12 protein-coding genes are annotated in these 12,879 nt (G+C 58.3%); 6 read left to right on the forward strand and 6 right to left on the reverse strand.

Translation table 11 applies throughout. The annotated features are described in order from the left end of the window. Positions 1 to 572: 572 nt before the first annotated feature. Positions 573 to 1,304 (forward strand): LuxR C-terminal-related transcriptional regulator, encoded by a 732-nt coding sequence (locus tag HB375_RS06140; RefSeq protein ID WP_167672091.1) that lies wholly within the window; start codon positions 573 to 575, stop codon positions 1,302 to 1,304. A 359-nt stretch (positions 1,305 to 1,663) separates the two neighbouring features. On the opposite strand, the gene HB375_RS06145 is transcribed toward HB375_RS06140, so the two are convergent. Further along, on the reverse strand, positions 1,664 to 1,954 hold the full coding sequence (locus tag HB375_RS06145) for a DUF6894 family protein (protein ID WP_167672092.1): 291 nt from the start codon (positions 1,952 to 1,954) through the stop codon (positions 1,664 to 1,666). 348 nt (positions 1,955 to 2,302) lie between these two features. On the opposite strand from HB375_RS06145, the gene HB375_RS06150 reads away from it, so the two are divergent. Further along, positions 2,303 to 3,112 (forward strand): LuxR C-terminal-related transcriptional regulator, encoded by an 810-nt coding sequence (locus HB375_RS06150; RefSeq protein ID WP_281409326.1) that lies wholly within the window; start codon positions 2,303 to 2,305, stop codon positions 3,110 to 3,112. Between the two features lie 13 nt (positions 3,113 to 3,125). On the opposite strand, the gene HB375_RS06155 is transcribed toward HB375_RS06150, so the two are convergent. Beyond that, on the reverse strand, positions 3,126 to 4,052 hold the full coding sequence (locus HB375_RS06155) for an NAD-dependent epimerase/dehydratase family protein (RefSeq protein WP_167672094.1): 927 nt from the start codon (positions 4,050 to 4,052) through the stop codon (positions 3,126 to 3,128). Positions 4,053 to 4,352: 300 nt separating this feature from the next. Here HB375_RS06155 and HB375_RS06160 point away from each other — a divergent pair, with 300 nt between their 5' ends. Next, the gene (locus HB375_RS06160) at positions 4,353 to 5,768 is read left to right on the forward strand and encodes a mannose-1-phosphate guanylyltransferase/mannose-6-phosphate isomerase (protein WP_167672095.1); all 1,416 of its coding nucleotides are present in this window, start codon (positions 4,353 to 4,355) and stop codon (positions 5,766 to 5,768) included. Positions 5,769 to 6,024: 256 nt separating this feature from the next. Beyond that, positions 6,025 to 7,512, forward strand: a complete 1,488-nt coding sequence (locus HB375_RS06165) for an NAD-dependent succinate-semialdehyde dehydrogenase (RefSeq protein ID WP_167672096.1) — start codon at positions 6,025 to 6,027, stop codon at positions 7,510 to 7,512. 52 nt (positions 7,513 to 7,564) lie between these two features. Here the strand turns inward: HB375_RS06165 and HB375_RS06170 are convergent, their stop codons facing one another. Further along, complete coding sequence (locus HB375_RS06170) at positions 7,565 to 8,362, reverse strand: HAD family hydrolase (protein ID WP_167672097.1); 798 nt, start codon at positions 8,360 to 8,362, stop codon at positions 7,565 to 7,567. 184 nt (positions 8,363 to 8,546) lie between these two features. Between HB375_RS06170 and HB375_RS06175 the strand changes: the two genes are divergently transcribed. Both HB375_RS06175 and HB375_RS06180 read left to right on the forward strand, forming a co-directional pair. Next, positions 8,547 to 9,590, forward strand: a complete 1,044-nt coding sequence (locus HB375_RS06175; protein ID WP_167672098.1) for an aldose epimerase family protein — start codon at positions 8,547 to 8,549, stop codon at positions 9,588 to 9,590. Positions 9,591 to 9,598: 8 nt separating this feature from the next. After that, positions 9,599 to 10,846 carry a glycerate kinase type-2 family protein gene (locus HB375_RS06180; RefSeq protein ID WP_167672099.1) on the forward strand — a complete coding sequence of 416 codons (1,248 nt, stop codon included), beginning with the start codon at positions 9,599 to 9,601 and terminating at the stop codon, positions 10,844 to 10,846. Between the two features lie 9 nt (positions 10,847 to 10,855). On the opposite strand, the gene HB375_RS06185 is transcribed toward HB375_RS06180, so the two are convergent. From HB375_RS06185 to mobA, 3 genes are all read right to left on the reverse strand, one after another. Continuing rightward, positions 10,856 to 11,518: a sensor histidine kinase gene (locus HB375_RS06185; RefSeq protein WP_167672100.1), complete on the reverse strand. Its 663-nt coding sequence runs from the start codon at positions 11,516 to 11,518 to the stop codon at positions 10,856 to 10,858. A 471-nt stretch (positions 11,519 to 11,989) separates the two neighbouring features. After that, a complete protein-coding gene (locus HB375_RS06190; protein WP_167672101.1) occupies positions 11,990 to 12,211 on the reverse strand; it encodes a sulfurtransferase TusA family protein in 222 nt (73 codons plus the stop codon). Between the two features lie 26 nt (positions 12,212 to 12,237). Beyond that, complete coding sequence (mobA, locus tag HB375_RS06195) at positions 12,238 to 12,870, reverse strand: molybdenum cofactor guanylyltransferase MobA (RefSeq protein ID WP_167672102.1); 633 nt, start codon at positions 12,868 to 12,870, stop codon at positions 12,238 to 12,240. Positions 12,871 to 12,879 lie beyond the last annotated feature (9 nt).

The raw sequence follows: 12,879 nt of genomic DNA on the forward strand, positions 1-12,879 counted from the left end.
CCGGGTTAGGATGCGCCGGGCGTGACGGGCAGGCTTGGGTGGAGCATCAAAGTAATCATCCGCATTGATGATTTTTTTAGTTGCTAGCGCATAGTAGTTATGAGTTTGGCATCATACCAACGGTGCGCAACGGCCCAAAAGTGTTAGCAAATAATGAATTAATGTTAGCAATAATGTGCTTATATAACTTTCGGATGTATCGATTATCCCATCGGGTTAATTCAAAGTTTCTACTGATCGCGGAGGGATGTTTTTCCATGCAATAGGATTGCGCCAAAAGAGAAGTCGCTCGACTGGGTGCATAAGCGCAGAAATTTATCTGCCCGTAAGAACAATTACTTTCGTCCTGAAATCCCGTGAGAGTCCAATAATCCTAGAATTATGTTATAAAATATCTTATATTTATGTGAATAACGTTGGTGAAACTATATCAAATTGGAACATAATTTCGTTTTTTTTGGCGTGATTTATACCTCAAAAGCATTATGCTCTACCCCTTTTCCCCGATGGTTAAGGAATGATTGCTTCATATAATTCGTGACCGGGCTCTGTTAGTAGAGAAGGTTTTTCGGATGTACCGAGGCACGCAGCAGGTCGCGACCGCTCTGGTTTGCAGAAACTCCATGCTTCGCGAGGGGCTCAAGCATATCCTCTCAGGGACGCGCTTCAGCGTCGAGGTCGAAGCATTCTCGCTCGAGGCTACGTACGAGCAACTGGGAGAGGCGGCGCCGGAACTATTCATCATTGACGCAAACCTCCATCAATCCGCGACGGGCGATGCGGTGCGTGAGCTGAAGGCGAGATATCCCAGCGCGCGAGCCGTCGCTCTGGCCGACGATTTTGACATAGACTGCATGATGTCGACGCTGCACGCGGGAGGCGATGGCTATTGCCTCGCGACGATCGGATGCGATGTTCTCGTCAAATATCTTGACCTCGCGATGCTGGGCGAAATCGTGTTCCCGTCCGGTGTCTTTCTTTCAGCGTTGTCGACCTATTCCGAAATGTCTCACGCGCAACGGCGCGCTGTTACCGAAGGTGTTGAGGATCTGCAGGCGGCCTCGGCCGATTTGCCGTTGCGGACATTATCGACGCGCGAAGCTGAAATTTTGCATTGCCTCATGGAGGGAGCGCCCAACAAGATAATCGCGCGCAGGCTTGAAGTAGCGGAAGCGACGGTGAAGGTCCACATCAAGGCAATTTTGCGAAAGATCCGCGTAGCCAATAGAACGCAAGCGGCGATGTGGGCAGTAGCTCATCTACCAGGGACGAATGCCGAAGGCGGATGGACTGCCCATCGCTGAAATCCGAAAAACAACTGCTTCGATCATTTCTAAACGAAATATGTTTCTTTTCGTCTTCCCACCGCCGGGCGGCGTGACGAGCGGAAGTTGAATTTGTTGTGTCATGAAAGGTCTCGGCCTGCGCGGGGGCAGGCAGGTAGACGGAGCGTTCGCTCTCCATTCCGGCCGCATGTGCCGAGGCTGTGTCCGTGGATGCCTGCACCGCAGTAATCTCTGGGGAGCCCTTCATGTCTCGGAAGACTGGCCAGACGACATCGCAGAATTTCGAGCCGCCCGATCAGGAGGTAAAGCAACACGTGCGCGCCATGCTGCGAAAGCTGACGGCCCTCAAGCGAATGAGCGCCGCGGCCAAAGCGAGCTCAATGAAGAGCTCCTCCTAATGTGATAGAGAAATAGATCTTTCCGTCGGCGTCCGTGACCTCGAGGCGCCAGTCCTTCCACTCGCTCGCCGACGCGTCGTCCTCAGCGCGCAATTCCTCGATTGCCTTCCACGCTTGCGAACGCGCCTGCTCGATATCGCGAACCTCAATTCCGTCCTGGTCAGCGATCCTCTCATTGCCGTTTACGAGGTGAAAATAGCATCTCATCGTCGAGCGAAGGTACTCCCATTCCGCTGGTGTAATGTTGTTTCTGCTAATTTTCCCGGCCATCGGACGTTGCTCAGTATCGATTCCTGTCTAGGTCTGCCAGCCTGTTCTGTCCAGCCTCGGATCCATATCTCCCCCGTGCCGACCGCTGCGCAATTCCCTCCGACGGATTAGAGCAGAAATAGCCTGTGCATTTAATCCGCACTTTCACTTCTTTGGAACGTGCGAAAGCGAACTTGGGAAAGCTGTGAATTTGATCCGCGCGCTGGGTACTTTGCGTGTGCGGCTGTAATTATTTCAAAAATAATTTGAACATCTGTCTAATTGTCCTAGATCCGCTTGTAGGCTAAATTTTCTTATTGCAAAAAGCGCGCGGCACTCCCGGCGCGTTGGGGCCAGAAGGGCTCTCCCATGCGGAAACATTACGACTTGGATAGCTTGGTCGATCCAAGCAATTTTCCTGAGGGCGATAGCCAAGCGAGTGATATCGACGCTCTGCCGAGTCTCGCTCAGCGTCCGAAGGAGTCCGGAGAGAACTGTGTCACCACCCTTCTCGTTGAGCCAAACGCGCTCGTCAGAGAGGGCTTGAAACGTATTCTGGCCGACACCGCCTATAGGTCAGTCGTTGCGGCTCAAAACCTCGAAGACGTCCGGCGCATGCAGGTGGCGCGCGAAACGCCGTTCCTGCTGGTGGTCGATGCGACGGCCAATCACGCTACGTTGTGTCAGCATATCCAGCGCCTCAAGCAGGATGTGCCGGCCGCACGGGTTGTGATGCTTGTGGACGACTATGACCTGCATCAGGTTCTTGCGGCGTTTCAGGCGGGGGCCGATGCCTATTTGACCAAGACCGTCTCGTGCGAGGTTCTGATCAAGACACTTGATCTCGTCATGCTCGGCGAAACGGTTTTCCCATCGGCCGTTCTCAACCTAGTGCGCGAACGGACGAAAGCGGCGGAGCTGTCCGAGGGCGACGACGATGGTCGGTCCGATGAGAAGATGCCCCCGAAGGGATTGTCCGTTCGTGAGACGGTCATCCTTCGCTGCCTGATGGAGGGCGACTCTAACAAGCTGATCGCGCGCAAGTTTGACATCACGGAGGCGACGGTCAAAGTTCACGTCAAGGCGATCCTTCGCAAAATCCGTGCGAAGAATCGGACCCAGGCTGCGATCTGGGCTGCAAGCCACCTATCGGCCGGCGGTCGTGCTTCGACAAGCTGATTGAATAAAGACGTCACGCATAAGTCAGCATCGACATCAATCCCTCCGAGAGAGAGGTCGATGCTTTGATTCCGAGCATGTTGGATAACCGAGACGGGTCGCCAATCGACGTCTTGATGTCGCCGGGGCGCTCGGGGCCATTCGAGACGGAAAGCCCCGGCCTGATCAAGTCAGTGATGGAATGCGCCAGCGTTTGAATCGAGGTCGCTTGTCCTGTGCAGACATTGCTGATCTCAGCTGTGGCCGACCGTTGGCAGTGCAGCCGTTCCATCGCAGCTTGGCAGACTCTGACAGCATCGGTCACATAGACAAAGTCGCGAACCTGATTGCCGTCGCCGTGGATGAGAACGGGGACGTCATCCCGCGCGCGCTGCATAAAAACGGCGATGACGCCTGAATAGGGCGAATGCGGATCCTGGCGCGAGCCGTAGATGTTGAAGAAGCGCAGGCCGAACGATCTCAGGTCTCTGGTTCTTGCGCCAGCGAGCGCATGAAGCTCCATAGCGTATTTGTCCACGCCATAGGCCGAGATCGGCATCTTGGGGTCGTCTTCGCTGATTGGCGTCTTCTGCACATCGCCGTAAATGGCCGAAGAGGAGGCGTAGACAACCGGGATTTCAGATTCCGCTGCCATCTCGAAGATACCGATTGATGCCGAGAGATTGATGCCGTGAGAGGCGTGCCATTCCTGCGTACAACGTGGCACCGACGCGATAGCCGCGAGATGAAAAATGCCATCGCATCCCGTCGACAATGTTTTGAGCGGGCCGTGATCTCTCACGTCGCCCACCACAAGTTCCACATCCCTTGTCAGGTTTTTGCGATGCCCGGTCGAAAGGTTGTCGATCACGATGACGTCGGCTCCGTCTGCAATCAGAGCTTCCGCTAGATGTGAGCCAATAAAGCCGCAACCGCCCGTGACCAGATATCGCTTCGGCACGGTCCCTCCTTTCGACGGCGCTGCAGATTGAGTTGAGCAAGCTCGGCGAAACACCACCGCACCGACGTGCTGAACCCGCGAGTAACTTAAGGTGCCGAGACGGCCGTTCACAGCGGCTCGAAAGCCCTCTCGTGAGGTAGTTCCTTTTCGCTAAAACGAAATTGCCGATGCCGTAACGCGGGCCTATTGATCGGTAGATATAAAGTAACATACGATGCGGATGTCGGATCGCGGCGTCGCCAAGATCCGTCGTGCCGCCGCGGCTGAGGTTGGGGCGTGGCGGCTTCGCGGAGCGCCTTCATGAAGAAAATCACGCCGGTCATCCTCTCCGGTGGAACGGGAACACGGCTATGGCCCCTGTCGCGGGAGTCGTATCCGAAGCAATTGCTTCCTCTGGTGGCCGAGGAAACCCTCCTTCAACAGACAGCGCGTCGCGTCGCCGATCCGGCGCTGTTCAATGATCTCGTCGTGGTTGCGAATGCAGAGCACCGCTTCGTTATTGCAGAGCAATTGCGCTGTATTGGCATGAGCGCAAGACGCATTGCTCTTGAACCCATGGGGAGAAACACCGCGCCCGCTGCCCTGATCGCTGCGCTTTTCGCTTTGCGGGATGACCCTGAGAGTATCTTGCTGCTGATGCCGGCTGATCATGCCATCAGTGATGACGAGGCGTTTCATGTAACTCTGAAGATGGGCATCGAAAGCGCTTGCGATGCGTCGTTCGTTCTATTCGGCATTGAGCCGACCGCGCCCGTGACGGGATATGGTTATATCCATATGGGAAAGCCGGTCGGGCACGGTGTTCGTAAGGTCCTTGCATTCAAGGAAAAGCCCGATCTCGCAACGGCAGAACGCTATCTGGCATCGCATGACTATGCTTGGAACAGCGGTATCTTTCTTTTGTCTGCGCGTGCTTTGATCGATGAAATGCGGTGCCTGGAGCCTGCCTTGCTCCACGCCTGCGAGCGGGCCATTGAAGCGGGGAGGAACGATCTCGATTTCTTACGTCTCGATGCAGCGGCTTTCGCGGAGGCACGGAGCGTTTCGCTTGATCATGCCCTGATGGAGAGAACGAAGAACGCTGTCGTCGTGCCTGCCCGCTTCTCGTGGTCGGATATCGGGACCTGGTCGGCGCTCTGGCAAAGAGGACACAAGAATGCCGAAGGGACGGTGGTCGAGGGCAACGCGACAGCGCATAATGCGCGGGATTGCTACCTGCGCTCCGATGGGCCTCTTGTCGCGGCGCTCGGCGTGCATGACCTGATTGTCGTGGCGACGCACGACGCCGTTCTCGTCACGACGAAGGGGCGTGACCAGGATGTTCGCCCTCTTGTCGAGATGCTGAGGCAATCCGGCCATGAAACGGCGACGCAGACCGTGCGGACCTATCGACCCTGGGGATACTATCAGATCGTCCATTCCGGCGAGCGCTTCAAGGTCAAGCGGATCACGGTGAATCCGGGCGCGAAGCTGTCGCTTCAGAAGCACGAGCATCGCGCGGAGCATTGGATCGTGGTCAACGGAACGGCGTTGGTGACCCGTGACAACGAAGAGACCTTGCTCAAGGAAAATCAGTCTACCTATCTGCCGTGCGGGTGCATCCATCGCCTCGAAAATCCAGGTCCGGAAATCCTCATCCTGATCGAGGTGCAATCCGGCGCCTATCTCGGCGAGGATGACATCCTGCGGCTGGACGATCTCTACGAACGCGCTTGAGGTGTGACGCCATGTAATCGAATGTTTCGCTACCTGGCATGATCAAGCTCGACCGAACTGACTCGACGTTGGGCTACAGGGTAACTCTAGCGTGCGGCCACGGAGTCCACGATCCTGGCCACCTAGAAAGGCCGACCGTCGGGCAAGGCTGCGACCGCCCCGCCGCGAAAGGCAACCCTGACCGGCGCTGCCGTATGTTCACATCGCTCGTACGAGGGCTTATACCCCAAGTCGATTGCCCTCTTGGAGCTGAGAGATGACCGTTCACCAGAAGCCTGTCGACCGTCGCATTTTGGACCTCAAGGATCCCTCCCTTCTGGTGTCGCAAGCCTATGTGGCGGGCGAATGGATCTCCGCGCCGGACGGCAAGACCATCGCCGTGACGGACCCCTTCGACGGGGCGCTGCTCGCCGAAGTGCCGGATCTGGGTCCCGAGGTGGTACGCCGGGCCATCGACAAGGCCTATGAAGTGCAGAAGGAATGGGCCGCGCGCATAGCCAAGGAACGCAGCCAGATCCTGAAGCGCTGGTATGATCTCATCATCGCCAATGCCGACGATCTCGCGCTGATCCTTACCACCGAGCAGGGCAAGCCGCTGGCGGAGGCCAAGGGCGAGGTGCTGTCGAACGCGGCTTATATCGAATGGTTCGCGGAGGAGGCCAAGCGCATCTACGGCGACATCATTCCGCCGGCGCGAGGCGACCAGCGCATCGTTGTCCTCAAGCAGCCGGTCGGCGTCTGCGCGGCGATTACGCCGTGGAATTTTCCCAATGGTATGATTACCCGCAAGGCGGGTCCTGCGCTTGCGGCGGGCTGCACCATGGTGTTGAAGCCCGCGGCCCAGACGCCGCTTTCGGCCTTTGCGCTGGCTGTGCTTGCGGAGCGGGCAGGGGTGCCGAAAGGTGCTTTCTCGGTCGTGACGGGTGACGCCGCGCCCATCGGCAAGGAGTTTTGTCACAATCCGAAGATTGCCAAGATCACCTTCACCGGCTCGACCAATGTGGGCCGCTGGCTCATGAAGGAAGCTGGCGACAGCATCAAGCGGCTGTCGCTGGAGCTGGGCGGCAACGCGCCCTTCATCGTGTTCGATGATGCCGACCTCGATGCGGCGATTGAGGGCGCAATGATGTCGAAGTTCCGCAATGCGGGCCAGACCTGCGTCTGCGCCAACCGCATCTACGTGCAGGACACGGTTGCCGATGCTTTCGTGGAAAAACTGACGGTGAAAGTGCAGGGTCTCAAACTCGGACGCGGCACTGACGCGGGCGTCACGCAGGGGCCGCTCATTGACGACCGCGCCGTGACGAAGATGGAAGAGCATGTGGCCGATGCTCTCGCCAAGGGTGGCAAGCTCGTTGTAGGTGGCAAGCGCTCAGGTCTCGGCGGCACCTTCTTCGAACCCACGGTGATCACGGGGGTTCAGCAATCGATGAAAGTGGCGAAGGAAGAAACCTTCGCACCTCTGGCCCCGATCATCCGCTTCAAAGACGAGGCCGAGGTGATCGCGATGGCGAACGACACCGAATTCGGCCTTGCAGCCTACTTCTACGCCCGTGACATGTCGCGTGTGTGGCGCGTGGCGGAGGCGCTGGAAAGCGGCATGGTCGGCGTCAACACGGGCCTTCTCGCCAACGAGATGGCGCCCTTCGGCGGCGTCAAGCAGTCCGGCATGGGCCGGGAAGGGTCGAAATACGGCATCGAGGGCTTCCTCGAAATCAAGTATGTCTGCCTGAGCGGCATCTGATCGAAAAAGGGCCTGACGGAGCGATCGTCAGGCCCTTTGTTTTTTCATCTCTTTACTCTCGAGCGTCGAGCACCATGCGCGCAAGTTCGGCGAAGCCCTCGCCGGAGTGACCATCGGTGATGTAAGCGGGCTTATTCGTCAGACGGTGAGCGAAAGCATGGACGTTCGCCACGCCGACGCTCAAGGGAAACGCTGCAAACATCGGCTCGTCATTGGGCGAGTCGCCCGCAAAGACCACGCTCTTTTTTGCCGTTTCCCAATCGATACCGAAGACGTCGGCCAAAAGCGTCTTTGCCATGCTGAGCTTATTATAATCGCCGAACCAGCCATTCACATGGATTGAGCTGACCTTGGCCTGCGCGCCGGCCCGCTCGAACACCGCGACGATCCGGTCGACCTCGGATTCAGGCAAAGCGGGAACGTCCTCACAGAAATCGATGGCGAGGTCGGCCACGCGATAATCCTGGTCGCTCGCAAGCGCGGTCCCGGGAACGGTCCCCAGAACCTCTTTCTCGATCAGGTCGAGGCGGGCGCGGTTGCGAATGCGCTCCTCGCGGCTCGCCCAGAAATGCTGATGCATCTTCTTCTGTTGCCGGTCGTAGCGAAAATAGAAAGCGCCGTTCTCGCCGACGACTGCGTCCACCGGCCACATGCGGGCGATATGATCGCACCATCCTGCGGGACGCCCGGTGACCGGGATCACCAGAAGACCGGCCCGATGCAACTGCTCCAGGGCGGCATAGGCCGAGGCCGTCAACGTACCTTCGGTCGTCACCGTATCATCGATATCGGTCAGGACCGCGCGGATCGCGCGGGCTTCAGCGCGGGAGAATTGCGAAAGGGGCTTCATGCGTCCGCTCCGTGGGTTGCAGGGCGGCGGTCGAAAAGGCGGTCTTGCATGCCGGGGATTTCCCTCGAAACGTCATTGTGTTCTTCTCGTGAGGAGACCTAAAAGACGAGCTTAACGAGATCAAGCGTCTAGTTTAGCCGGCATATGACTTCGCAGGCGGCGGGGTGGCGCTGAGGAGAGCGCAATGGGGATCACGAGGACATCATTCGGCGCCATCGATGGCTCGCCCGTCGACGCTTATGAAATCCATGCCGGGGTCTTGCGGGCCAAGGTCATCACCTATGGCGCGATCCTGAGCGAACTCTATGCTCCGGATCGGAACGGCCGCTCCGAGGATATTGTGCTCGGCTATGACGATCTGGACTCCTACCTGCGCTATCGGGGCTCGGCAGGTGCCGTGTGTGGGCGATATGCCAATCGCATCGCGAAGGCCCAATTCACCCTCGATGGCGAGACCCATTCGCTTACCGTCAATGAGGCGCCCAACCACATTCACGGTGGTTCCAAAGGCTTCAACAAACAGATCTGGAACGCGGAAGCAGACGAGGCGTCAAACACCCTGCGCTTCACACTCGACAGGCCCGATGGGGACGAAGGCTATCCCGGCCGCGTCGAGGCCTCTGTTACCTACCGGCTGACGGCAGAGCCGGCGCTTGAAGTCGTCTTCGAAGCGACGACCGACAAGCCGACCGTCATCAACATGGTCCATCACGGCTATTGGAACCTTGCGGGTCATGGCTCGGGCAACGTGTGCGATCAGTTGCTGCTGCTTGAGGCAGATCACTATACGCCGGTGGGGCCGGGGAAGATTCCGACCGGCGAGATTGCGCCGGTCGCGGGTACGGCGTTCGACTTCGGGACCCTGCGGCCCATCGGCGCGATGATCGATGATCTCTCGCAACTGCCAGAGGCGGCATACGACCATAATTTCTGCATCAACGGCGAGAAGGGAACGTTGCGCCGTGCCGCCCACGCTGCCGATCCTCGCTCAGGGCGTGGGTTGGAGATCTGGACCGATCAACCTGGCGTGCAGTTCTACACCGCCAACCATTTCGAGAAACTGCCCGCCATCGGAAAGGGTGGCGTGCCTTATGGCAAACACGCGGGCTTCGCGCTGGAAACCCAAGTCTATCCGAACTCACCCAACGAGCCTCACTTTCCCTCTGCCGCTCTGCGACCTGGCGAGATCTATCGCCATGTCATGCGCGTACCCTTCTTCACCCTATGATCACGACCATGCCGAACGATTCTGAAATCCTGCATGCTCTTTTCCGCGCGGCGCTCGACGCGGCGTTGCCCGACGGCAAGTTCGAGGGGCGACTGCCCGCGATCCCGAAGGGACGCACCATCGTTCTCGGCGCGGGTAAGGCGTCGGCGCGCATGGCTTCGGCATTCGAGGAGGCCTGGACGCGCCATGGCGGAACCTGCGAGGGGCTTGTGGTGACGCGCTATGGTCATACCACCCCGACGCGCTTTGTCGAGGTCGTGGAAGCTGCGCACCCCGTCCCCGACGAGGCGGGGTTGGATGCGGCGCGGCGCATTCTGACATTGGCGCGCGAAGCTGGGCCTGACGATCTCGTGGTGTGTCTGATTTCAGGCGGGGCGTCGGCACTGCTGTCGCTTCCCGCCGAAGGCATTTCACTGGCCGACAAGCAGACGATCAATCGCGCCCTGTTGAAATCTGGCGCGCCGATTGGCGAGATGAACCTCGTGCGCAAGTCGTTGTCCGCGATCAAGGGCGGCCGCCTCGCGGCGAGCGTTCGTGGTGCGCAGCTTGTGACGTATCTGATCTCCGACGTTCCCGGAGATAACCCATCGAGCATCGGCTCGGGGCCGACGATTCCCGAAGCCGTCGATCCGGAAGTTGCGCTGTCGATCCTGCGCAATTACTCCATCGACGTAGCCGACTCCGTCGTTGCGGCCATACGCGCCAATGCTTTGGAGAACAGCGCAGCAGGTGGCGTCGTGCACATGCTGGCGACGCCAAAGATGGCACTCGATGCGGCAGCAGTGAAGGCACGTGAGTTCGGATTGCAGCCGCTTATTCTCGGCGATGCTATCGAGGGAGAAGCGCGCGAGGTTGCGCGCGTGATGGCGGGCATTGCTCACTCCGTCGTTCAGCATGGAGACCCGATCAAAGCACCGTGCGTCCTGCTCTCCGGCGGTGAAACCACTGTCACCGTGAGGGGGAAGGGGCGGGGAGGTCGCAATGCCGAGTTCTTGCTGGCGCTGGCGCTTAAAGGCGAAGAGCGGGTGTCTGCCATCGCTTGCGACACGGACGGGATCGATGGATCCGAAGACAATGCCGGTGCATGGTTCGATGCGAAGTTGCTCGATGATGCGCGCGTCAGAGGGATCAACCTCGCATCATATCTCGTGAATAACGATGCCTACACGGCCTTTGCGCAGCTTGACTGCCTCGTCATCACGGGGCCGACGCTGACGAACGTCAACGACTTCCGTTGCATTCTCATCCGCCCTTGAGAGAGCGGCTTAAGCCTTCGGCAGGATGATCGTCACGGTCGTGCCGCTATCTCTTGCACTCTCGATCTGCAAGCGGCCGCCGTGAAGCTTGAGAATATGCCACGCGAGGCTAAGGCCTAAGCCCGTTCCGGGAATGGACTTTGCGTTCTCTCCGCGGAAGAAAGGCTGCATCAGGAAGGGGAGGTCATTCTCTCCGATGCCTATTCCCTCGTCTCTGACGGTGACCGTCACTTCGTCGCCTTTCATGTCGCCGATGACATGAATCGGACGATCTAGGGGCGAGTACTTCGTGGCGTTGGAGAGAACGATAATCAAGACCTGTTCAAGCAGGATCGGATCGGCGGTGATGAGTGGCGGCAGGTTGCGGATCTTGAGATCGAAAGTCCGCGGTGAAGCCTGCGCGCTCTGTTCTGAACAGACGCGACGCAACAGCGCTTCGATGTTGAATTGACTGCGGTCCGGAACAATCGCACCGGCATTGGCGCGCGTATAGGACATGACCGTGTCGATCAATTCCTGAAGACGCTGGCTGGCGCGCCATATCTTTTCCGCGCGCTCGCGAATGTCCTCCTGACTAAGCTGATCGGTGCGCCGCATCATACCTTGAGCAAGGGTCGAGATCGTCGAGAGCGGCGTCGTCAATTGATGGGCGAGAAGAGCCAGTCGGCTCATCGGGCGGGCGGTCTCCTTTTCCGCGCTGTGATCATAAGACTGTCGAGAATGTATTTCGGGCCTGGGCAATCAAATAGCTCGTCAGCGGGCATTAAAAGATTATAACATATACACAAGATACTCTGTTCCGCCAAGCTGAGCCTTTCGTGGGGCCGTGTAGAGTCGAACCCAGGCCATTAATGACTGCGGAAACATCAAATTCGCTGCCGAGCTGAACGTATTTCTGTTCGCCGATGTGATGTGCGACTATTATTTCGCTATATCGCAACGAATTGTTCAACTGTGAATGTATAAATATTAATAAAACTGCGCTGAGAATATGCAGAGATCGCCATTCGCGTCATATTCTATGCTGCGATCTTGCTTCTATGCTTAAGATAATGGAATCGGTAAAGATCGCATTGAAAGCGCAGCAACCGCGATTGATTATTTGAAATGCAATAGGGCCCGGCCTCGCGCCGGGCCTTTTTGTTATCCCGCCTTGCGAATGACGAAGGCGAGCTTCGTTCCGTCCTGCTGCTGGTCTTCCAGAACATCCCCTGTCTCGCGAATGAGATTGGGAATATCGATGGAGGCGAGAGGGTCGGTGCAGACGACGCGCAAGGTCGCGCCAGGCTCAAGGGTTCGAAGAACCTTGCGTGTCCGCAACACAGGCAGCGGGCATTTCAGTCCTGAAAGGTCGAGTTCGATCATCCGCGACGCTTCTCCTGGCACTGCCTTTAGAGGCGATCCGCGAATTGCTCAACCATTGCCTTGGCGGAAACAAGATCCTCGGGCGTGTTGATATTGAAGAAGGGGTCGAACGGAGTTGTCGGCCAGACAGCCCGCGCGACTCTATGCCGTCGCGTCCAGTCTTCCACACGACGCAGGTGATCAACTGTAACGGCTTGGTGCAGATCGTGCCGCAAATTCACCGGCCAAAGGCCGATGGCGTGGTGAGATCGATCACTCGAAGCGGCGCACGCGAGAGGAGCCTGCTCCGCATCCCGCACCCGATGCAGGCGCGTCACCAGATCTTGGGGGACGAACGGCGCATCGCCTGTCACGCTCACGAGCCATTCAATTGACGGGCGATGGATGGCCGCCCAATCGAGCGCCGCGAGCACGCCCGCCAACGGACCCGCATAGTCAGGGACATCGTCCTGGATGATTGGCAGTCCCAGGTCGCGAAAGCGGTTTGCATCGCCATTCGCGCTGATGATGAGCCCCTCGCATTGTGGTGACAGCCGTTCCACGATCCGCGCAATGAGCGTGCAGCCTCCTAGCGTGAGAAGCGGCTTGTCAATGCCGCCCATGCGCGTTGCGCGCCCGCCCGCCAGAATGACGCCGAGTGTCGCGGGATGCTGCGTCATCACGTGTGT

The organism is Microvirga terricola, assembly GCF_011777495.1.
Lineage (GTDB): Bacteria > Pseudomonadota > Alphaproteobacteria > Rhizobiales > Beijerinckiaceae > Microvirga > Microvirga terricola.

Excerpts from the sequence above, each read along its gene's own strand:
- HB375_RS06180 (WP_167672099.1), top strand. The coding sequence starts at position 9,599 with ATGCCGAACGATTCTGAAATCCTGCATGCTCTTTTCCGCGCGGCGCTC.
- HB375_RS06170 (WP_167672097.1), bottom strand. The coding sequence starts at position 8,362 with ATGAAGCCCCTTTCGCAATTCTCCCGCGCTGAAGCCCGCGCGATCCGC.
- HB375_RS06150 (WP_281409326.1), top strand. The coding sequence starts at position 2,303 with ATGCGGAAACATTACGACTTGGATAGCTTGGTCGATCCAAGCAATTTT.
- HB375_RS06185 (WP_167672100.1), bottom strand. The coding sequence starts at position 11,518 with ATGAGCCGACTGGCTCTTCTCGCCCATCAATTGACGACGCCGCTCTCG.
- HB375_RS06160 (WP_167672095.1), top strand. The coding sequence starts at position 4,353 with ATGAAGAAAATCACGCCGGTCATCCTCTCCGGTGGAACGGGAACACGG.
- mobA (WP_167672102.1), bottom strand. The coding sequence starts at position 12,870 with ATGACGCAGCATCCCGCGACACTCGGCGTCATTCTGGCGGGCGGGCGC.
- HB375_RS06145 (WP_167672092.1), bottom strand. The coding sequence starts at position 1,954 with ATGGCCGGGAAAATTAGCAGAAACAACATTACACCAGCGGAATGGGAG.
- HB375_RS06190 (WP_167672101.1), bottom strand. The coding sequence starts at position 12,211 with ATGATCGAACTCGACCTTTCAGGACTGAAATGCCCGCTGCCTGTGTTG.
- HB375_RS06165 (WP_167672096.1), top strand. The coding sequence starts at position 6,025 with ATGACCGTTCACCAGAAGCCTGTCGACCGTCGCATTTTGGACCTCAAG.
- HB375_RS06140 (WP_167672091.1), top strand. The coding sequence starts at position 573 with ATGTACCGAGGCACGCAGCAGGTCGCGACCGCTCTGGTTTGCAGAAAC.
- HB375_RS06175 (WP_167672098.1), top strand. The coding sequence starts at position 8,547 with ATGGGGATCACGAGGACATCATTCGGCGCCATCGATGGCTCGCCCGTC.